The following is a 19491-nucleotide window of genomic DNA, read 5'->3' as shown; positions in this document are numbered from 1 at the left end:
CTGGACCGGCCGCCCCGGGCCCCGTCAGGTCGGGCCGGTCCAGTCCAGAGTGGGCGGCAGCACGCCTTCCAGGGTGAGCAGCCAGCGCTTCACCTCGATGCCGACCTGGCCGCCGCCGAAGCCGCCGATCCCGTCCGAGGCCACCACCCGGTGGCAGGGCACCAGCAGGCAGAGCGGATTGGCCCCCATCATCTTGCCGACGGTCCGGGCGGCGGCCCAGTCGCCCTCGTCCAGCTCCTCGAACGCCCCGCTCCGGGTGGCGAGTTCGCCGTAGGTGACGGTCCGGCCGAACGGGACCTGGCGCTTCAGGGTCTCCAGCACCACCCGGTGCGGACCGGTGGCGAACCGCCAGTCCACCGGCAGCTCCAGGTCCCGGCGGTTCCCCGCGAAGTACTCGTCGAGCCGGGAGCGCACCCGCTCCACCCGCTCCCGGTCGGTGCACTCCGGCAGCCCGGCGGGCAGCCCGGCCACGGTGTCCCCGTGGTACGAGACCGCCGCCACCCCCTGGTCGGTGACGGCCAGCCGGACGGGTCCGCTCGGCAGCGGCGTCGGGACGGTCACCCACGAGATCGACATGCCCGCACGCTACCGGCCCGGCCCCGTCCCGCGTGCCGGACGGCGGAATCCGCCTCGTCCAGGTATCAAGAGAAAGGCCATCAAATCGGTACATAAGGAGCAGCCGCATGCCGGTCCTCGCCCCTCCGCCGCTGCTCACCGCCGACAGCTCCGCCCTGATCACCGAGATCGAGGCGTACCTCGCCGCCCTCCCCGCCCCGGTCCGGCTGGCCGTCCCGTACGTCTGCCCGCTCGGCAGCGTGCCCGTCCCGTGGCACCGGGGCTTCCCGCTGCCCGCCCCCACCCTGCTGGACCGCCTGCTCCGGCGGCCCCCGCGGCCGACCGGGCTCGGCGTCGCCGACCACCTCGCTCTGACCTCCCGCTACCTGACCGGGGCCGGCTGGGTGCAGGGCACCATGTGGGACGCCCGGGGCCGGGTCTGCCTGCTGGGCGCGCAGGCGGCGGTGCTGGCACACGGCCTCGGCACGGCGGCCGTGGCCCGCCGGGCCCGGGCCCAGGTGATGGAGGTGCTGCACTCCGACGGACACTCCGTCAGCTCCCCCGACGAGTACAACGACGCCCCCGGTACGAGGCTCGCGGACGTCCACCGCGTGCTCGCACGGGCCGAACTGCGCGCCCGTACACTCGACATCTGAGCCCTGTCGGCGGACCGCCGGCCCACCACCGGAGGGAGCACCCGCCATGAGCCAGGCCACCGTGCGCACGGCCGCCGTCCAGGACGAGAAGAGCCGCCGCAAGCAGATGTGGCTGCGGGCCAGCTTCTACGTCGCCGGGACCCACCTCTTCGCGGGCTTCGTGATCCTGCTGTTCGCCCTGGGCAACCGGCACTGACCGGCCGGGGCGCGAGCCCCAGCGGCGGTCAGCGGTACAGGGCGTCCAGCAGGAAGGCCCCCAGCGGCATGCCCACCAGCAGTGCGCAGATCGTGAGGTTGACCACCTTGTGCTCCCAGAAGACCGCGACGAACTCGCGGATGGTGGCGCTCGGCAGGTAGTACCCGGCGGTCGGGGCGCCGCGCACCTGGCCGTTGACCCCGGCCCGGCGGGCCAGCATGGCGGCCCGGTAGGCGTGGAAGTTGTTGGTCACCACGACGCAGCGGTAGTCGGGCACCGCCTCGCTCATGATCCGGTGACTGAGGATCAGGTTCTCCTCGGTGGTCCGCGACTGGTCCTCCTCCCGGACGTTCTCCGACGGCGCACCGTTCTCCACCAGCCAGGCGGCCATCGCGGTGGACTCCGGCAGCTTCTCGTCGGTCCCCTTGCCGCCGGAGGCGAGCAGCACCGGGGCCGGCCGGCCCTTGCCCACCTGCCGGTCGTGCACGGCCAGTCCGCGGCGCAGCCGGGCGGCCAGCAGCGGCGGCACCCGCTCGCCGTCGATCAGGCCGGCCCCGAGCACCACCACGTAGTCCACCTCGCCGCGGGCCGGGATGCGGCCGTAGAGCCAGGCGTAGCCGAGGAAGGAGAGGCAGAGGAAGGAGAGGTAGGCGGAGAGCAGCAGGACCGCGACCACGAAGGCCAGGTAGCCGGAGGAGGCGTCCGGCCGGCCCGCCAGCAGGACCAGCGCCACCATCGCGTAGATCGCCAGACCGAGCAGCAGCGAGAGCAGGGTGGCGGGGCGGGCGCCCTCCTTCCTGACCACGGTGACGCCGTTCAGGACCAGGGCCGCCCCGAGCACCAGCACCCCCAGCGCGGGCACCAGCAGCACCGCCGCGTAGACGATCATCGCCGGGGTGTCGGGCAGGTGCCGGGCCTGGGCGACCAGCGCCGCCGCCAGGCTGGTGAGGGTCAGCCCGAGCAGCACCGCGTTGCGGAACCGCCGTCGGTCCTGCCAGACGCTGGTACAGAAGGCCAGGAAGAAGACCAGGGCCGGAAGGAAGGCGTACATGCCGCCCATCGTAGGCGGCGGCCCCGCCGCCGCGGTGTGAGCGGTCGCGACCCTCCCTCGGTCCTCGGGCAGCAGTGCGAGGAACCGCCGGAGCGCCGCCGGCTGAGCCGGGGTCAGCGCGTCCGCACCCGGTGGGGAGCGCGAGGCCGACCAAGGCGGCGAGTTCGCTCGTGCGCATGGTCGCACCGGACACCGCGCGGCAACGCCGGGATCACACCCCCGCATCAACCAGATGTTATTGCGGGCACTCTGTCGATATTTTGCGCTTTTCCATGGACTTCATGCAGGAGCGCGCCTAGTCTCTCCCTCGCTCGGCCGTCGTCCCCCACCCACGAGCCAGCGAGGCCCCTCTCATGCAGCCACCCCCCGTCCGTCGCCACCGCCTGCGCGGACCGGTCGCCGTCCTGACCGCAGCCGCCCTCTCCACCGGCGCCCTGCTCGCCGTCACCACGGCCCCCGCGCACGCCGCCGCCGTCCCCACCCTCTCCCCGCTCGACGTGCCCGGCCGGGGCGCGAGCGTCCCGTTCAAGGAGCAGGAAGCCGAGTTCGCCGCCACCAACGGCACCGTGATCGGGCCGGACCGGCGCTACGGCACGCTCCCCTCGGAGGCCTCCGGCCGCCAGGCCGTGACCCTCAACTCCCCCGGTCAGTACGTGGAGTTCACCCTCACCGCACCCGCCGACGCGATGAGCTTCCGGTACTCCCTGCCGGACTCGGCCGACGGCCGGGGCCGGGACGCCTCGATCGACCTGCTGGTCAACGGCAGCAAGCTCAAGGACCTGCCGGTCACCTCCAAGTACGGCTGGTACTACGGGGGTTACCCGTTCAACAACAACCCCGGCGACACCAACCCGCACCACTTCTACGACGAGACCCGGACCATGTTCGGCTCCCTGCTGCCGGCCGGCAGCAAGATCCGGCTCCAGGTCTCCTCCACCGCGCAGTCCCCCACGTTCACCATCGACCTGGCCGACTTCGAGCAGGTCGGCCCGGCCAAGGCCAAGCCGGCCGGCGCCCTCGACGTGGTGACCGACTTCGGCGCCGACCCGAGCGGGGCCACCGACTCCACCGCGAAGTTCCAGGCCGCCGTCAACGCGGGCCAGGCGCAGGGGAAGACGGTCTGGATCCCGACCGGCACCTTCACCCTCTACGACCACGTGGTGGTGGACGGCGTCACGCTGGCCGGCGCCGGCCCCTGGTACTCGGTGCTCGGCGGGCGCGACCCGATCAACCGCAACCGCGCCGCCGGCATCTACGGCAAGTACGTCCCGGGCGGCGGCTACGGCGGTGCGGTCCGTCCGCACGAGGCGAACGGGCCGAGCCGGAACGTCACGCTCAAGGACTTCGCCATCATCGGCGACATCCGCGAGCGGATCGACGACGACCAGGTGAACGCCCTCGGCGGCGCGATGAGCAACTCCACCGTCGACAACCTGTGGATCCAGCACACCAAGGTGGCCGCCTGGATGGACGGTCCGATGGACCGCTTCACCCTGAAGAACAGCCGGATCCTGGACCAGACCGCCGACGGGGTCAACTTCCACACGGGGGTGACCAATTCGACCGTCACCAACACCTTCGTCCGCAACACCGGCGACGACGGCCTGGCCTCCTGGCCGGAGCGGGTGCCCAACGTCGGCGACAGCTTCACCCACAACACCGTGGTGCTGCCGATCCTGGCCAACAACATCGTCACCTACGGCGGCAAGGACTGGACCATCTCCGACAACGTGATGGCCGACACCATCTCCAACGGCGGCGGCCTGCACATCGCCAACCGCTACCCGGGCGTCAGCTCCGGCAACGGCACCGCCGTGGCGGGCACCATCACCGCGGCCCGGAACACCCTGATCCGGACCGGGAACAGCGACTACAACTGGAACTTCGGCGTCGGCGCGGTCTGGTTCAGCGGCCTCAACGAGCCGATCTCCGGGGCCACCATCGCCATCTCGGACACCGACATCCTGGACAGCTCCTACGAGGCGATCCAGACCATCGAGGGCCCGTCCAACGGGATCAGCTTCACCAACGTCACCATCGACGGCGCCGGCACCTACGCCGTCCAGGCGCAGGCCAACTCCTCGATGCGCTTCACCAACGTGAAGGCGCGGAACATCGCGCAGGCCGCCACCCCGGTCCACAACTGCGTCGGCACCGGCTTCCAGATCACCGACGGCGGCGGCAACTCCGGCCTGACCGGCTCGACCTGCACCGGTGTCTGGCCCGCCCCGCAGTTCACCTACGGCGGCCGACCGTCCAACGGGACCGACCCGACGCCCACCCCCACTCCCACGCCCAGCGCGACGCCCACCCCCACGCCGACCCCGTCGCCCAGCCCGAGCACCAGCACCCCGCCGGCCTGCACCCCGGGCGCCACGGCGAGCAGCACCAACCAGAACTACGGCGCCGCCAACGCGATCGACGGCAACACCTCGACCTACTGGGAGAGCGCCAACAACGCCTTCCCGCAGACCCTCACCCTCGACCGCTGCACGGCCTCCGCCGTCACCGGCGTCCGGCTCACCCTGCCCTCCGGCTGGGAGTCCCGCACCGAGACGGTCGCCGTCCAGGGCTCCACCGACGGCACCACCTGGACCGAACTCGCCTCCCAGCGGGGCGTGGTGATCAACCCTCAGGGTGAGATCACCTTCCCGGCGGCCACCGTCCGCCTCCTCCGCCTGACCTTCACCGCCAACACCGCCTGGCCCGCCGCCCAGCTCTCCGAGCTGACCGTCCTGACCGGCTCGACCCCGACCGGCACCCCGACCGCCACACCGACGCCCACCCCGACCCCGACCCCCACGCCCACGGCCTGCACCGCGAGCGCCACGGCGAGCAGCTCCACCCAGAACTACTACGCCGGCAACGCGATCGACGGGAACCAGGCCAGCTACTGGGAGAGCGCCAACAACGCCTTCCCGCAGACCCTCACCCTCGACCGCTGCGCCACCACCGCCACCACCGGCCTCCGGCTCGCCCTGCCCTCCTCCTGGGGCGCCCGGAACGAGACGGTGGCCGTGCACGGCTCCGCCGACGGCGTGAACTGGACCCAGCTGGCCGCCGCCCAGAGCGTGGCCATCGCTCCGACCGGCACCGTCACCTTCCCGTCCAGCACCGCCCGCTACCTGCGGCTGACCTTCACCGCGAACACCGCCTGGCCGGCCGCCCAGCTCTCAGAGCTGACCGTCCTCTAGCCTCCTGACACGACGACAGCGCCCCCTCCGGTCCGCGGACCGGAGGGGGCGCTGTCGTCGTGTCAGGGCTCAGGAGCGCTCGCGCGGCGGGGCGGTGGAACCGCGCACCACCAGCTCCGGCTCGAACAGCAGCTCGTCGTGGGTGATCTTCGCGCCGCCGATCTCGGCGACCAGCAGGTCGACGGCGGCCCGGCCCATCGCCTCGATGGGCTGGCGCACGGTGGTCAGCGGCGGGTCGGTGCAGGTCATGAAGGAGGAGTCGTCGTAGCCGATCACCGAGAGGTCGTCCGGCACCGAGAGCCCGGCCCGGCGGGCCGCCCGGACGGCCCCCAGGGCCAGCGGGTCGCTGGCGCAGATCACCCCGGTGACCCCCTGCTTGAGCAGCCGGGTGGTGGCCGCCTGGCCGCCCTCCAGGGTGAACAGCGCCCGCTCCACCTGACTGTCCGGCAGCTCCAGGCCGGCCTTGGCGGCGGCGGCCCGGGCCGCGTCCAGCTTGCGCCGGGACGGCACGTGGTCGGCGGGGCCGAGCACCAGGCCGATCCTGCGGTGGCCGAGCTGCTTGAGGTGGCCGATGGACTGCTCCACCGCCACCGCGTCGTCGCAGGAGACCCGGGCGAAGTCCAGACCGTCGATGGCGGCGTTCAGCAGCACCGTGGGCAGGCTGCGCTCGGCCAGCCGGTCGTAGTGGTCGTGCGGCGCGTCGCCCTGGGCGTAGAGGCCGCCGAAGAAGACCACCCCGGACACCTGCTGGGCGAGCAGCAGGTCGACGTAGTCGGCCTCGGACACCCCGCCGGCCGTCTGGGTGCAGAGCACGGGGGTGAAGCCCTGGCCGGCCAGCGCGCCGCCGACCGCCTCGGCGAAGGCAGGGAAGATCGGGTTCTGCAGCTCGGGCATCACCAGGCCGACCAACCGGGCCCGCTCGCCGCGGAGTTGGGTGGGACGCTCGTAGCCGAGCACGTCGAGTGCGGTCAGCACGGCCGCCCGGGTCGCGTCCGAGACCCCGGGCTTCTCGTTCAGCACGCGGCTGACGGTCGCCTCGCTGACCCCGACCTTCTGCGCCACCTGGGCGAGTCGTCGCGTCATGATGGGAGTGTACGTCGTCCTTCGCAAGCCGTTTGCGCTTTCTTGCGCTGCTGCCCCGGGCGCGTCAGGGGCGCCCGGGGCAGCAGCTGCTCTAGGAGGGATGGGACCCGGAGGGGACTACGGGTTCCTGGTGATGGTGAAGGTCGAGGTGGTGTTCTTGATGTCCTGCGCGTTGCCGCTCATCCGCAGGTTGTTGAAGACCACCGACCCGACCGCCGGGCCCTGGCCGGCCTCGGCCGCCTCGTTGGCCCAGATCCCGAAGCCGGACTTGGCGTCGAAGGCGTCGCCGCTCTTCTTGGCCCCGGTGATCGAGATGTTGCTGAACACCGTGTCCTTGACCGGGAACTGCGGCTGGCCGCCGACGTAGTTGGTCTGGAACATGATGCCGTGGTACGTCGGGTCGACGATGTCCACGTCGCTCACCCGGATGCCCTGGAAGACCTTCGAGGCCGAGAAGACCCAGATCCCCGGGAAGGTCTGCGAGCCCCAGAAGTGGCCGCCGGCCCGGACGATCGAGATGTTCTGCAGGTTGGTCGGGTCGGTGCCGAAGCCGTTCATCGGGTACCCGAAGTCCAGCGAGCTGATGGTGATGCCCGAGTAGACCAGGGTGTCGGCGATGTGGATGTTGCGGAAGGTGTTGGCGTAGCCGCCGTAGACCGCGACGCCGGCCGCCCGCCAGGTGAGGATCGAGGTCAGGTTCTCGAAGACGTTGTTCTTCTCGTCCGCGCCGCCCGCGTCGATCGCGGAGAACAGCGCGAAGGAGTCGTCACCGGTGGCCCGGGCCTCGATGTTGGTGATCAGGTTGTCGGTGGAGCCGTTGGTCATGTTGATCCCGTCCGCGAAGGTGTCGCGGATCCGGGAGTTCTTGATGACCATGTTGTCGGTGTTGGCGCCCCAGTAGAGGCAGACCATGTGCTCGACCCAGATGTTGTCGATCACCATGTTGGCCACGTTCGCGAAGTCGAAGACCTTGCCCGGGCCGTCGATCCGCGAGGTGTAGTTGCCGAAGTAGGCGAAGCCGGTGAACGAGGAGCCGTTGGCGGTCGCCTCGGCACGGAAGCCGACGTCGGTGTTGGACTGGGTCTCCGGCGCCTTGAAGCGGGTGAACCACGGGCCCGCGCCGACCACCTTCACGGCCTTGCCGTAGACCTGGAACTTGCTCGCGGTCTGGTAGTCGCCGGCCGGCAGGTAGACGCCGACCAGGGTGCCGGTGGTGTCCATCCGGACCTTGTCCAGGGCGTTCTGCACGTCCTGGTGGGTGAAACCGGCCGGGACGGCGTACCGGGCCGGGTCCGGGTTGGCGACCGCCGTGGCCTGCTCCAGGCTGACGAAGTCGATCGCGTACTGCGAGGTGTTCCCGGCGTCCTTCTGCAGCTTGATCTTGCTGCCGGCCGGGACGGTGGTGCCCAGCAGGACGTTGGCCTCGTCGTAGATGTGGCGGGGGCCGCCTGCGCCCGGCGAGTTGCCCGGGGCGGTCTCGCTGCCGTACAGCCAGGCGTACTTGGAGGTCAGGTCGATGGTCTTCAGGAAGGACCCGTTGACGTAGACGCTGAGCGTGGAGTTGATGCCGTCACCGCCGGCCGCGTCCGGGATGGAGAACCGGGTGACCAGGGTGTTGGTGGGCGCCTTGGTGGTGAACTCCACCGAGGCACCGGTGGAGTTGAGCGTCACCGCACGACGGCCGCTGGCCTCGCCGGCCAGGTCGCCGACCACCCGGTTCGGCCCGACCAGCGCGGCCCCGCCGGCCAGCACGCCGTCCTCGGCCTCGTAGGTGTCGTACGGCATGTTGGCGCCGCGGCCGACGTACAGCGACTGGGTGTCGGTGTTGTTGGCCCGCTTCACCGGCAGCTCGTTGGCGTCGTCGGCGATCACCGTCTTCACGGTGTACTTACCGTTGCCCGCCGTCCAGCTGCCCAGGTTGACCGGGGCGGCGGTGGCACCGGCCGCGATGGCCCCGGTGTACGCGCCGGTCAGGGTCTTCACCACGGCGCCGCTCGCGTCGGCCACCGTCAGGGTGATGGCGTGCGCGCCGCCGGCCGAGGCCACCGTGCCCTGGTTCTTCACCGCCACCGAGAAGGTGACGGCGTTCCCGGCCGCCGGGTTGGAGGGTGACCAGCTGACCGGGGAGGCGAGCAGGTCGGAGCTGGCCACCTGACTGACCACCAGCGGGGAGGCGCTGGTGAAGCTGTTGTTGGTCTCGTCCCGCTCGATCACCGCGTTGGCCTCGTCGACCTTGGCGGAGAGCTGGTAGCTGCCGGCGTTCTGCACGCCGGCGTTCACCTGGACGGTGGTGGAGGCCCCGGCGGCCAGCGCGCCGACGGCGGCGGTGCCGACCTTGGTGGAGCCCAGGTAGAGGTTGACCGAGCTGGCCGGGGAGGCCAGGTTGCCCACGTTCTGCACGGTGGCGGAGAGCGTGACGGCGTCGGTCTCCACCGGGTTCGCCGGGCTGGCGGTGGTGGCGGTGACGGTCAGGTCCGGGTTCGGCGCCGGGGTGCCGATCACCTGGAACTCGGCCACCTGGCCGCCGCCGGAGCCGGAGTTGGCGGTGAACTTCAGCTGCACCTCGGCGGCGGTCGCGCTCACCGGGATGGTGACGGTGTTCCCCGAGGGCTGGTCGAAGGTGTAGCTCTTGGCCGCCACCAGCGAGGTGAAGCCGCTCCCCGCCTGGTCCCGGCCGAGCACCTCGATGGTCTGGGTCCGGGTGGACCAGGCCGCCGCCGGGTTGAGCTTGACGACCACGGCGCTGACCGAGGCGTTGGAGCCGAGCTGCACCGCCAGGGTGCCGGGCTGGCCGGCCGCCTCCCAGTAGGTGTTCAGGTCGTTGTCGTTGGCGTTGGCCGCGACGAAGGTGTGGATCACCGAGGAGGCCGAGATCGGCTTGCCCGCCGCCAGGTTGGTGCCGCCGACGGTGCCGGTGCGCAGCACGGTGTTGCTCGCGGCCGACTGGTTGCCCGCCGCGTCCTTGGCCTTGACGTAGTAGGAGACCGTCTCGGAGTCGGCGCGGCTGTCGGTGTAGGTCAGCACGTTCCCCGCGACGCTGCCCCGCAGGGTGCCGTTGGCGTACACGTCGTAGCCCGTCACTCCCACGTTGTCGCCGGCCGCGCCCCAGGCCAACTTGACCTGGCCGGAGGCGGGTTGGGTGTAGGAGAGGGTGCCCGGAGCGGACGGCGCCTGGGTGTCGCCGCTCTGGCCGGTGCGGGTCACGGTGTTGCTCGCGGCCGACTGGTTGCCCGCCGCGTCCTTGGCCTTGACGCTGTACGAGACCGTCTCGGAGTCGGGGCGGCTGTCGGTGTAGCTGAGCGCCGTGCCGGCCACGCTGGTCAGCAGCTCGCCGTTGGCGTACACGTCGTAGCCGGTCACGCCGACGTTGTCGGTGGCCGCGCCCCAGCTCAACTTGACCTGGCCGGAAGCGGGTTGGGTGTACGACAGGGTCCCCGGAGCGGACGGCGCCTGGATGTCGCCGGTGTTCGGCCCGTAGACCTCCAGCTCGGAGAGCTGGGCGGCCGGCCAGGCGGTGTTCGCCGTGACGTTGACCCGCAGGTACCGGACGGTGGTGGTGCCGAGGTCCACCGTCACCGCGTTGCCGCTCGCCGGGTCGAAGACCCGGCCGGCCGAGGCGGAGAGGTCGGTGAAGGTGGTGCCGTTGGTGCTGCCCTGGACGGACAGCGTCTGGGTGCGGCGCTCCCAGCCGGCCGGCAGCTTGAGCACGGCCCGGTTGACCGCGACGGCCGAGCCGAGGTCGACCTGCACCCACTGCGGGAGCGCGTTGTTGGCGCTCTCCCAGTAGCTGGCCTGGTTGCCGTCGCCCGCGTTGGCCGCCACGTAGGTCTGGCTGACGCCGCTGGCGGAGAAGGCCCGGCCGAGCGCCAGGTTGGGGCTGGCGGTCGAGGAGCCGTGCACCTCCAGCTCGGAGATCTGGGCGGCCGGCCAGCCGGTGTTCGCCGAGATCGCCAGCCGGACGTAGCGGGTGGTGGCGGCCGGGAAGGTGATCCGGACGGTGTTGCCCGAGCCCGGCTCGAAGGCGTACCCGGCCGAGGTGGCCAGGGTGGTGAAGGAGGTGCCGTCGGCGCTGCCCTGCACGGCCAGCGTCTCGGTGCGGCTCTCCCAGCCCGCCGGGAGCTTCAGCACCACCTCGTCGATCGAGGTGGAGCTGCCGAGGTCGACCTGCACCCACTGCGGCAGCGCGCCGTTGGCGCTCTCCCAGTAGGTGCCCTGGTTGCCGTCGTTGATGTTGGTGACGGCCTGGCCGCCGGTGGTGCTGGAGGCGGAGACCGCCTTGCCGGCGGCCAGGTTGGGCCCGCCGGCGGCTGCGGCGGTACCGGCGGGCAGCAGCGGGCCGGCCAGCGCCAGCAGGCTGAGCGTGGCCGCGGTGGCCACCAGCCGGGGGATCGGAGCTCTGGTTCTCACGGGGGTCCTCTGTCTCTGACGACGGGGTGGGGGTGAGGAGTTGAGGGAACCTTGCGCGTACGGTGGCGACCGGGCCGAGACGGCCATCCGGGCCTCCGGTGAGGGGCGGCGGGCCGAGCGGCACCCGACCCGATGGCGGGCCGGGCGGAGGGAGGCCGCTCGGTCGGCGAGTCAGGCGACGCGCAGCCAGACCGCGGTGTCGGTGGGGAGCTGGGCGGGGCCGGCGAGCGGGCCGCTGGCCAGCAGCAGGGTGCGGTGCTCCGGGAGCAGGACCGGCTCGGCCCCGAAGTTGACCACGCAGAGCAGGTCGCCGCGGCGGAAGGCGAGCACCTCGCCGACCGTCGAGAGCCATTCGAACTTGTCGCCGTGCAGGGCGGCTTCGGTGCGCCGCAGCCGGAGCGCCTCGCGGTAGAGGGTCAGCATCGACTCAGGATCGGCCGACTGGGCCGCCACCGTGAGCGGGGCCCAGTCGGCCGGCTGCGGGAGCCAGGCCTCGGCCGTCGAATCCTGGCTGAACCCGTACGGGGGTCGGTCGCCCGACCAGGGGAGCGGCACCCGGCAGCCGTCGCGGCCGGGATCGGTGCCGCCGGAGCGGAAGTGCATCGGGTCCTGGAGCCGGTCCAGCGGGAGGTTCTCCACCTCCGGCAGGCCCAACTCCTCGCCCTGGTACAGGTAGACCGCACCGGGCAGGGCGAGCGAGAGCAGTGCGGCGGCCCTGGCCCGCCGCAGGCCCAGCGCGAGGTCGGTCGGGGTGCCCCAGCGCTTGGCCGCGAAGTCGAAGCGGGTGTCCCGGCGGCCGTAGCGGGTCACCGTGCGGGTGACGTCGTGGTTGCAGAGCACCCAGGTGGCCGGGGCGCCGACCGGGGCGTGCAGGGCGAGCGTGGAGTCGATCGACTCGCGCAGCGCCGCCGCGTCCCAGGGGCGGGCCAGGAAGTCGAAGTTGAAGGCGGTGTGCAGTTCGTCCGGGCGCAGGTAGCGGGCGAACCGTTCGGCGTCCGGCAGCCAGACCTCGCCGACCAGGATCCGGGTGCCGGGGTACTCGTCGGCGATCGCCCGCCAGGAGCGGTAGATCGCGTGCAGCTCCTCCCGGTCGGTGTAGGGGTGCGGATCGGTGCCCTTGACGAAGTCGGGCAGCGCCGGGTCCTTGGCCAGCAGTGCGGCGGAGTCGATCCGCACCCCGGCCGCACCCCGGTCGAACCAGAACCGGAGGATCTCCTCGTGCTCGGAACGCACCAGCGGATGCGCCCAGTTGAGGTCAGGCTGCTGGGTGGCGAACAGGTGCAGGTACCAGCTGCCGTCCTCGATCCTGGTCCACGGGCAGCCGCCGAACTCGGACACCCAGTCGTTCGGCGGGATCTCGCCGTGCTCCCCCCGGCCCTCCTTGAAGTGGAACAGCTCGCGCTCCGGGCTGCCCGGCCCGGCGGCCAGCGCGGCCCGGAACCAAGGGTGCTGGTCGGAGACGTGGTTGGGCACCACGTCCACCACGGTGCGGATGCCGAGCTCCAGCGCCTCGGCGATCAGCAGCTCGGCCTCGGCCAGCGTGCCGAACAGCGGGTCCACACCCCGGTAGTCGGCCACGTCGTAGCCGCCGTCCGCCATCGGCGAGGGGTACCAGGGGTTGAACCAGACGGCGTCCACCCCGAGTTCGGCCAGGTAGGGGAGGCGGGAGCGGACGCCGGCCAGGTCTCCCGTGCCGTCACCGTCCCCGTCGGCGAAGCTGCGCGGGTACACCTGGTAGATGGCCGCGTCGCGCCACCAGTCGGAGCGGTCGGGCGGGGATTGCTGTCCCACGGTCTGGGTGTCCTTTCGGGATCGGCGCCCGGGCCCCGGCCTCAGCCTTTGAGCCCACCCGAGGTGAGCCCGGACATGATGTTGCGTTGGAAGAGCAGGAAGAAGGCGATGGTCGGCAGCGAGGCGATGGCCAGCGCGGCGATGATGACGTTCTGCGGTACGCCCATGGCCAGCGACTTGATGCCGATGTTCAACGTCTGGTTGGCCGGGTCCGGCTGGACCAGCATCGGCCAGAGGAAGTCCTTCCAGACGTTCACCACGGCGAAGATCGAGACCACTCCGAGGATCGGCCGGGACATCGGCAGCACGATCGAGGCCAGGGTCCGCATCGGGCCGGCCCCGTCGATCGCGGCGGCCGCCAGCAGGTCGGCCGGGATGGAGTCGAAGAAGCGCTTCAGCAGGAAGATGTTGAAGGCGTTGGCCACCGTGGGCAGCCAGATCGCCCACGGGGTGTTGACCAGGTTGAGGTGGAGCACCGGCAGGTCCAGCACCGTCAGGTACTGCGGCACGATCAGCACCGCCGCCGGGATCATCAGGGTGGCCAGCATCATGCCGAGGATGACGTTCCCCAGCACCGGCCGGAGCTTGGAGAGCGCGTACGCCGCCGCCACGTCGAACACCAGTTGGAAGGCCAGCGCCCCCAGCGCGTAGTACAGCGTGTTGAACAGCAGCCTGCCGAGCCGCAGTTGGCTCCAGGCGGTGGCGTACGTCTCCGGGTGCAGCTCGCTCGGGAAGAGCGTCGGCGGATTCTGCACCACCTCGGCGGTGGACTTCAGGCCGCCGGTCACCAGCCAGTACAGCGGGCCCAGGAAGACCAGCGTGAAGCCGAGGACGGTGACGGCCAGGACCACCCGGTAGAGCCACCTGCCGAGCGGACGGTCGAGTTGGGTCTGGGAGATCAGCGTCCGGGTCTGGGGCTCTGCCACCGGGCGTCCTTTCTAGTCGGCCGCCTTGCGGGACAGCCGCGCGTAGAGCACGGAGAAACCGGCCAGCACCAGCAGCATGATCAGCCCGAGTGCGGAGGCGGCACCGTAGTTGTTGAAGTTGAAGGCGTACTGGTAGACCAGGAAGACCACGGTGGTGGTGGAGCCCTGCGGCCCGTTGCCACCGGTCAGCAGGAAGGGCTCCACGAACACCTGCATGGTGGCCACGATCTGCAGCAGCAGCAGGAGCGAGAGGATCAGCCGGGTCTGCGGGATCGTCACGTGCCAGATCCGCCGCCAGATGCCGGCCCCGTCCAGCTCGGCCGCCTCGTACAGCTCTCCGGGGATGCCCTGGAGGGCCGCCAGGTAGATCAGTGTGGCGCCGCCCATGTTCATCCAGGTGGCCGCGATCACCACCGAGATCATCGCGGTGTCCGGTGAGTTGAGCCAGGCCGAGGTGGGCAGGTGCAGGGCCCGCAGGATGCTGTTGAAGAGCCCGAAGTCCGGATCGTAGAAGTACTTGAAGAGCAGCACCGAGGCCACCGGCGGCATCATCACCGGCAGGTAGACCAGGATCCTCAAGTACGCCTTGGCGTGCCGGAGTTCGTTGAGCAGCACGGCCACGAAGAACGGCATCGCGAAGCCGAGCACCAGGGCCAGCAGGGTGAAGAGCAGGGTGTTGCCCCAGGCCTGCCAGAACGCCGGGTCCTGGAGCAGCTGTTCGACGTTGGCCCACCCGACCCAGGTGGTCCGCCCCCGCTTGGTGCGCTGGAAGCTCATCACGACTTCCCGCACCATCGGGTACCAGGTGAAGAAGCCGAAGCAGAGCAGCGCACCGATCAGGAAGCCGTGCGCCGTCAGCTGCTCCCGGACCCGACGTAGTGTCACTGCAGGCTCGCCAGGACCTGGTTGACCTGCGCCTCGGCGTCACTCAGCAGCTTGGCCACGTCGGCGTTCTTGTCGGTCAGGACGGCGGAGACCGGGTTGTCCAGCACCTTGTAGATCTGCTGGGCGTTGGCCGGCTCGGTCTTGCCGGGCACCTGGACGGCCAGGTACGGCGCGTAGTTCTTGACCGGCACGGTGGCGTTGGCGGCCTTGGACTTGTTGTCGCCCTCCAGCGAGGCGCCGGTGAAGAAGAACGGCTGCGGCAGGCCGACCGGCAGGCCGTCCGCCTTGGTCCGGGCGTAGTCGAACTGGCCCTTGCCCAGGGTGAGGAACTTGAAGTTGATCCAGGCGATACCCGCCTTGATCTGGTCCGGGGTGGACCCCTTCTTGAACATGTAGTCGTTGCCGCCGAGCAGTGCGGCCTTGGCGCCCGGCATCGGGCCCATGCCGTAGTCCTCGTAGTTGCCCTTGAGGGTCTGCACCATGTAGGTGATGTCGTCCGGCGCCCCGACGTACATGCCGAGCTTGTCGGTCGACATCTGGGTCATCAGGTCGGGCCACTTGAGGCTCTGCGCGGCGCCCATGCTGTTGTCGGTCCACCGCATGTCGTACAGGTTCTGCAGGACCTGCTTGCCCTCGGGCGTGTTGAACGCGGCCTTCTTGCCGTCCTCGCTCACCATCGACCCGCCGAGGCCGTACAGCTCGGCGGTGTAGTGCCAGCCGCCCTGGTTGGTCGCGCTGTACTCGCCGTACCCGTTCACCCCGTTGCCCAGCGCGGCGATCTTCTTGGCCGCCTCCCGGATCTCCGCCCAGGTGGCCGGCGGCTTGTCCGGGTCCAGGCCCGCCTGCTTGAACAGCTTGCGGTTGTACAGCAGGCCCATCTTGTAGTTGGAGGTCGGCAGGCCGTAGAGCTTGCCGTCGTCCTTGAGGGTGGCCAGCACCGAGGGGTCGATGTCCTTCAGCGCCGGCACCGTCTGCTCGTTGACGTACGCCGAGATGTCCTCGGCCGCACCCTCGTCCAGCACCTGCTGGAGGTCGGTGAAGTAGGTGTAGAAGACGTCGGTCTGGGTCTTGCCCTTGAGCTGGGCGGTGAACGGGGCGGGCTCCTCGCAGGGCGAGGCGTCCTTGCTCTTGATCGTCACGTTCGGGTACAGCTTCCCGAACGCCGCGATGTCCTCGTCCCACTGCTTGCGCTCGGCCGCCTTGGTCACCGGCGGCTGGCAGTCGACGCTGATCGTCACCTTCGCCGACGGATCGAGCGTGGCGCCCCCGGTCGCCTTGCCCTCCTCGCTCGCACCCCCCGAACTGCCGCATGCCGCAAGGGACATGGCCATACCTGCGGACACCGCGACGAGGACGGATCTGTGGACGATCCCGGTTCTGCTCATGACGGGGGAACCCTTCTACGGGCACGGGTGGGTGGGGTGCCGCGGCACTCACCGGCGGCAGCCACACTTAACCACCGCCCGACAGATGACCACAAGATGTCGACAGGATTCCGCAAAAAAATGACAGCCATAGACACGGGCTGAGCCTCGACCTCACACGGGGGCGAAGCCCAGCGCCAGCCACCCCGACGGGCAGTCGCCGTCAACGGGACCGCCGACCCGCGACCGCCACGAGGGGAGCCATCGGCAGCCACGGCCCCTCTCGGCCAGAAGCGGAATAGGTAATTCCGAATTACCGGGACGGCATAGGCCCCGTTCGAGCGTTTGGAATTTGGGCAACCATGATCAGGTGTGATTAGATGAACTTCGCGCTGTATCCCCAAATCCCGGCTTATGCCATCCAATCCCCCTAACGCAGCGCTGAAGGGCACAGCCATGCCTAAGGCCAGGTACTCGTTCGACCTGCCCACCCATCAGGTTGACTATGGTGTTGAGCTTCCGATCAAGAGCCTCAACATCGATCCGCAGGCCCAGCGGACCCTCAACGAGAAGCGGGCGCAGAGCATCGCCAACAACCTCGTGAGCGAGGCGATCGGCTCGATCATCGTGTCGCAGCGCTCGGACGGCGAGCTTTACATCGTCGACGGACAGCACCGGTGGCGCGCGTGCGCACTCGCGGAAATTCCCATGATCATGGCCGAGGTGCATCACGGCCTCTCCCAGGCCGAGGAAGCCATTCTCTTCCTGATCAAGAACCGGGAATCCCACAAGCCCCGCCCCATCGACGAGTACTACGTCGGACTCACCGGTGGCGTACCCCTGTTCGTCGACACCGACCGGATCCTCAAGAAGCACGGGCTCACGCTCGGCTCGACCTCCACCAACGGCGTGGGCGCCGTGTCTGGTGTCCTCCAGATCGTCGACCGCTACGGGGCCTCGGTCTTCGACCGCACGCTCGCGGTGGCCGAGGACGCCTGGGACCGTTCCCCCGAGACCTGGGACGGCATGTTGCTCGGCGGCATCGGCATGTTCCTCGGCCGCTGGGGCGACCTGGTCGACGACAAGGAGCTCGCCAGGAAGATCCTGGCGCTGGGAACCGCAGCGAAGTGGCGCTCCGAGATCCTGAGCCAGTCGTCGCGCGGGGGGTTCAACAACAGCGGTACCGGTTCCCGAGTCGCGACCGCCTATCGACTGGTCGTGAACGCGTGGAACAAGAACCGCAAGGTCGAGAACCGCATCGACGCATGACCCGATGCTCAGCCGGCGCGTCCGCGTGATCCGCGGAAGCTAATGTCCACCGGCTTGACCTGAGCGAACGCCGTTCCCCTCAGAGTCCTTCCCCCGTCACAGGGCAACCCCCGAGATCTCCGCGAGGAGATCTCGACCTGTGGCGTACTCCGGTCGAGATGACCGCTTCCGACAGGCATTCACGTCGATCTCGCTCATGTCTTGCCGACCTCAATGACAAGGGTCTGCAGCAGTGTTCTTCCAACTCCTGGACGGTGCGCCCGTAGGGGTCATCGTCGTAATCGCCGTTTCCTGCACGCTGCTCGCCGTGGCACGGGTGGTCAGGAACCTTCCCAAGGATTCGATCAACAAGTTCTTCGAGCACCAGACGTCCAAGTACCGGATCATCGCCGGCGACACGCAGGGCCGCTTGGCCGTAGTGCAGAAGCAGCGCCTGCTCTTCATGGCGTTTCTCTGTGCCTGTGTCGCCGTCGTTCTGCTCGGACTCATGGGCACGACGCGCGGCGAGGCCGAGGCCCCCGGCTCGCCGCCAACACCGACGCAATCGCAGTCCACGCGCTAGCGGTTCAGCGCCCCTCCGAGACGGACTGACGCAACGTACGAAGGGCCAACAGCGGGCGTTCTCCCGCCTGTTGGCCCTTCCGTCACCCGTAGAGCATGGAGCCCCCTGTCGGGTTCGAACCGACGACCCCCGCTTTACAAGAGCGGTGCTCTGGCCAGCTGAGCTAAGGAGGCACGGTGACCGTCCGCGGCGCGGCCACGGCGGTACCAGTGGGCAGTGTACCGGGCGTGGGTGGGGGCCGTGATCGGATTGATGCCGGATTCGGCGGGCGGAGGGGGCTGACAATCCGGCGATCGGGCGGGTAGCGTCGCCGGGAAGCCGCACGTGCGGCCGGGTGGTCCAGACCACTTGGCGCCGGACGGCGGACCACAACTCCACCCTTTACTCGGATCGTCCGGCACGTTCCTGCCGGTGAAGGAGCGCAGAAGCATGGCTTCGGTCACGTACGACAAGGCCACCCGTGTCTACCCGGGTGCCACCAAGCCGTCGGTCGACGGTCTGGACCTGCACATCGAGGACGGCGAGTTCCTCGTGCTGGTCGGCCCCTCCGGCTGTGGCAAGTCCACCAGCCTCCGGATGCTCGCGGGCCTCGAGGACGTCAACGGCGGTGCCATCCGGATCGGCGACCGCGACGTCACCCACCTGCCGCCGAAGGACCGGGACATCGCCATGGTGTTCCAGAACTACGCGCTCTACCCGCACATGACCGTCGCGGACAACATGGGCTTCGCGCTCAAGATCGCCGGCGTCAACAAGACCGAGATCCGGGCCAAGGTCGAAGAGGCCGCGAAGATCCTCGACCTGACCCAGTACCTGGACCGCAAGCCGAAGGCGCTCTCCGGTGGTCAGCGCCAGCGCGTCGCGATGGGCCGCGCGATCGTCCGCGAGCCGCAGGTCTTCCTGATGGACGAGCCGCTGTCGAACCTCGACGCCAAGCTCCGCGTCTCCACCCGCACCCAGATCGCCTCGCTGCAGCGCCGCCTGGGCATCACCACCGTCTACGTGACCCACGACCAGGTCGAGGCCATGACCATGGGCGACCGCGTCGCGGTGCTCAAGGACGGTCTGCTCCAGCAGGTCGACTCCCCGCGCAACATGTACGACCGCCCGGCCAACCTCTTCGTGGCCGGCTTCATCGGCTCGCCCGCGATGAACCTGGTCGACGTCCCGCTGGTCGACGGCGGCGTGAAGTTCGGCGGCTCGATCGTCAACATCTCCCGCGAGGACCTGGCCGGCGCCGGCACCGACAAGAGCGTCACCGTCGGCATCCGCCCGGAGCACTTCGAGATCGTCCCGGCGGGCGGCATCGAGGGCGTCGCGGTCACCGTCAACGTGGTCGAGGAGCTCGGCGCGGACGGCTTCGTCTACGGCACCACCAAGATCGGTGGCGACGACAAGGACATCGTGGTGCGCGTGCACGGCCGTCAGATCCCGCAGAAGGGCGAGACCATCCACGTGGTCCCGACCGGTGGCGAGACCCACGTCTTCAACACCACCACCGGCGCCCGCCTGAGCCGCTGATCGCCTGACTGATCATCATACGAAGGCCCCC

Annotated in this window: 14 protein-coding genes, 1 tRNA gene and 1 pseudogene; 7 read left to right on the top strand and 9 right to left on the bottom strand. The window is 70.0% G+C overall.

What is annotated here, in order from left to right; genetic code table 11:
* Nucleotides 1-24 precede the first annotated feature (24 nt).
* Entirely contained in the window at nucleotides 25-576 is a 552-nt protein-coding gene (locus ACIRBX_RS09135; protein ID WP_402294851.1) for a methylated-DNA--[protein]-cysteine S-methyltransferase, read from the bottom strand.
* 107 nt (nucleotides 577-683) lie between these two features.
* On the opposite strand from ACIRBX_RS09135, the gene ACIRBX_RS09130 reads away from it, so the two are divergent.
* Both ACIRBX_RS09130 and ACIRBX_RS09125 read left to right on the top strand, forming a co-directional pair.
* Nucleotides 684-1211 (top strand): hypothetical protein, encoded by a 528-nt coding sequence (locus ACIRBX_RS09130; protein WP_402294850.1) that lies wholly within the window; start codon nucleotides 684-686, stop codon nucleotides 1209-1211.
* A 46-nt stretch (nucleotides 1212-1257) separates the two neighbouring features.
* A complete protein-coding gene (locus ACIRBX_RS09125) occupies nucleotides 1258-1407 on the top strand; it encodes a DUF6126 family protein (protein WP_402294849.1) in 150 nt (49 codons plus the stop codon).
* Nucleotides 1408-1435: 28 nt separating this feature from the next.
* On the opposite strand, the gene ACIRBX_RS09120 is transcribed toward ACIRBX_RS09125, so the two are convergent.
* Nucleotides 1436-2458 carry a YdcF family protein gene (locus ACIRBX_RS09120; RefSeq protein WP_402294847.1) on the bottom strand — a complete coding sequence of 341 codons (1023 nt, stop codon included), beginning with the start codon at nucleotides 2456-2458 and terminating at the stop codon, nucleotides 1436-1438.
* Between the two features lie 353 nt (nucleotides 2459-2811).
* Here ACIRBX_RS09120 and ACIRBX_RS09115 point away from each other — a divergent pair.
* Together ACIRBX_RS09115 and ACIRBX_RS09110 are read left to right on the top strand one after the other, a co-directional pair.
* Nucleotides 2812-5199 (top strand): annotated as a pseudogene (locus tag ACIRBX_RS09115) (discoidin domain-containing protein); the annotation flags it as partial.
* A complete protein-coding gene (locus ACIRBX_RS09110) occupies nucleotides 5185-5652 on the top strand; it encodes a discoidin domain-containing protein (protein WP_402295281.1) in 468 nt (155 codons plus the stop codon). The pseudogene ACIRBX_RS09115 and the gene ACIRBX_RS09110, both read left to right, overlap by 15 nt.
* Nucleotides 5653-5721: 69 nt before the next feature.
* Here ACIRBX_RS09110 and ACIRBX_RS09105 read toward each other — a convergent pair whose 3' ends face one another.
* The 6 genes from ACIRBX_RS09105 to ACIRBX_RS09080 all read right to left on the bottom strand — a co-directional run bounded on the left by ACIRBX_RS09105 (nucleotide 5722) and on the right by ACIRBX_RS09080 (nucleotide 16129).
* Nucleotides 5722-6735, bottom strand: coding sequence for a LacI family DNA-binding transcriptional regulator (locus tag ACIRBX_RS09105; protein WP_402294846.1), 1014 nt, complete (start codon nucleotides 6733-6735; stop codon nucleotides 5722-5724).
* A gap of 117 nt (nucleotides 6736-6852) precedes the next feature.
* The gene (locus ACIRBX_RS09100) at nucleotides 6853-11229 is read right to left on the bottom strand and encodes a discoidin domain-containing protein (protein WP_402294844.1); all 4377 of its coding nucleotides are present in this window, start codon (nucleotides 11227-11229) and stop codon (nucleotides 6853-6855) included.
* 84 nt (nucleotides 11230-11313) lie between these two features.
* Nucleotides 11314-12933 carry a glycoside hydrolase family 13 protein gene (locus ACIRBX_RS09095; protein ID WP_402294843.1) on the bottom strand — a complete coding sequence of 540 codons (1620 nt, stop codon included), beginning with the start codon at nucleotides 12931-12933 and terminating at the stop codon, nucleotides 11314-11316.
* 41 nt (nucleotides 12934-12974) lie between these two features.
* Nucleotides 12975-13859, bottom strand: a complete 885-nt coding sequence (locus tag ACIRBX_RS09090) for a carbohydrate ABC transporter permease (RefSeq protein WP_402294841.1) — start codon at nucleotides 13857-13859, stop codon at nucleotides 12975-12977.
* Between the two features lie 12 nt (nucleotides 13860-13871).
* On the bottom strand, nucleotides 13872-14744 hold the full coding sequence (locus tag ACIRBX_RS09085; RefSeq protein WP_402294839.1) for a carbohydrate ABC transporter permease: 873 nt from the start codon (nucleotides 14742-14744) through the stop codon (nucleotides 13872-13874).
* A complete protein-coding gene (locus ACIRBX_RS09080) occupies nucleotides 14741-16129 on the bottom strand; it encodes an ABC transporter substrate-binding protein (RefSeq protein ID WP_402294838.1) in 1389 nt (462 codons plus the stop codon). The genes ACIRBX_RS09085 and ACIRBX_RS09080 overlap by 4 nt, the downstream gene beginning before the upstream one ends.
* Before the next feature lie 435 nt (nucleotides 16130-16564).
* On the opposite strand from ACIRBX_RS09080, the gene ACIRBX_RS09075 reads away from it, so the two are divergent.
* Nucleotides 16565-17377, top strand: coding sequence for a DUF6551 family protein (locus ACIRBX_RS09075; protein ID WP_402294836.1), 813 nt, complete (start codon nucleotides 16565-16567; stop codon nucleotides 17375-17377).
* Between the two features lie 232 nt (nucleotides 17378-17609).
* Complete coding sequence (locus ACIRBX_RS09070) at nucleotides 17610-17939, top strand: hypothetical protein (RefSeq protein WP_402294834.1); 330 nt, start codon at nucleotides 17610-17612, stop codon at nucleotides 17937-17939.
* A gap of 96 nt (nucleotides 17940-18035) precedes the next feature.
* Here the strand turns inward: ACIRBX_RS09070 and ACIRBX_RS09065 are convergent.
* A tRNA-Thr gene (locus ACIRBX_RS09065) sits at nucleotides 18036-18112 on the bottom strand.
* Between the two features lie 256 nt (nucleotides 18113-18368).
* Here ACIRBX_RS09065 and ACIRBX_RS09060 point away from each other — a divergent pair.
* Nucleotides 18369-19460: an ABC transporter ATP-binding protein gene (locus ACIRBX_RS09060; RefSeq protein ID WP_402294832.1), complete on the top strand. Its 1092-nt coding sequence runs from the start codon at nucleotides 18369-18371 to the stop codon at nucleotides 19458-19460.
* The last annotated feature ends 31 nt before the right edge of the window (nucleotides 19461-19491 follow it).

The sequence above is a fragment of the Kitasatospora sp. NPDC096147 genome, assembly GCF_044763225.1.
Lineage (GTDB): Bacteria > Actinomycetota > Actinomycetes > Streptomycetales > Streptomycetaceae > Kitasatospora.
Note: the sequence above shows the minus strand (reverse complement) of the source record. Positions and strands in the feature narration are given on the sequence as shown.

Excerpts from the sequence above, each read along its gene's own strand:
- ACIRBX_RS09075 (WP_402294836.1), top strand. The coding sequence starts at position 16,565 with ATGCCTAAGGCCAGGTACTCGTTCGACCTGCCCACCCATCAGGTTGAC.
- ACIRBX_RS09125 (WP_402294849.1), top strand. The coding sequence starts at position 1,258 with ATGAGCCAGGCCACCGTGCGCACGGCCGCCGTCCAGGACGAGAAGAGC.
- ACIRBX_RS09100 (WP_402294844.1), bottom strand. The coding sequence starts at position 11,229 with ATGGCCGTCTCGGCCCGGTCGCCACCGTACGCGCAAGGTTCCCTCAAC.
- ACIRBX_RS09060 (WP_402294832.1), top strand. The coding sequence starts at position 18,369 with ATGGCTTCGGTCACGTACGACAAGGCCACCCGTGTCTACCCGGGTGCC.
- ACIRBX_RS09135 (WP_402294851.1), bottom strand. The coding sequence starts at position 576 with ATGTCGATCTCGTGGGTGACCGTCCCGACGCCGCTGCCGAGCGGACCC.
- ACIRBX_RS09130 (WP_402294850.1), top strand. The coding sequence starts at position 684 with ATGCCGGTCCTCGCCCCTCCGCCGCTGCTCACCGCCGACAGCTCCGCC.
- ACIRBX_RS09080 (WP_402294838.1), bottom strand. The coding sequence starts at position 16,129 with ATGAGCAGAACCGGGATCGTCCACAGATCCGTCCTCGTCGCGGTGTCC.
- ACIRBX_RS09105 (WP_402294846.1), bottom strand. The coding sequence starts at position 6,735 with ATGACGCGACGACTCGCCCAGGTGGCGCAGAAGGTCGGGGTCAGCGAG.
- ACIRBX_RS09120 (WP_402294847.1), bottom strand. The coding sequence starts at position 2,458 with ATGTACGCCTTCCTTCCGGCCCTGGTCTTCTTCCTGGCCTTCTGTACC.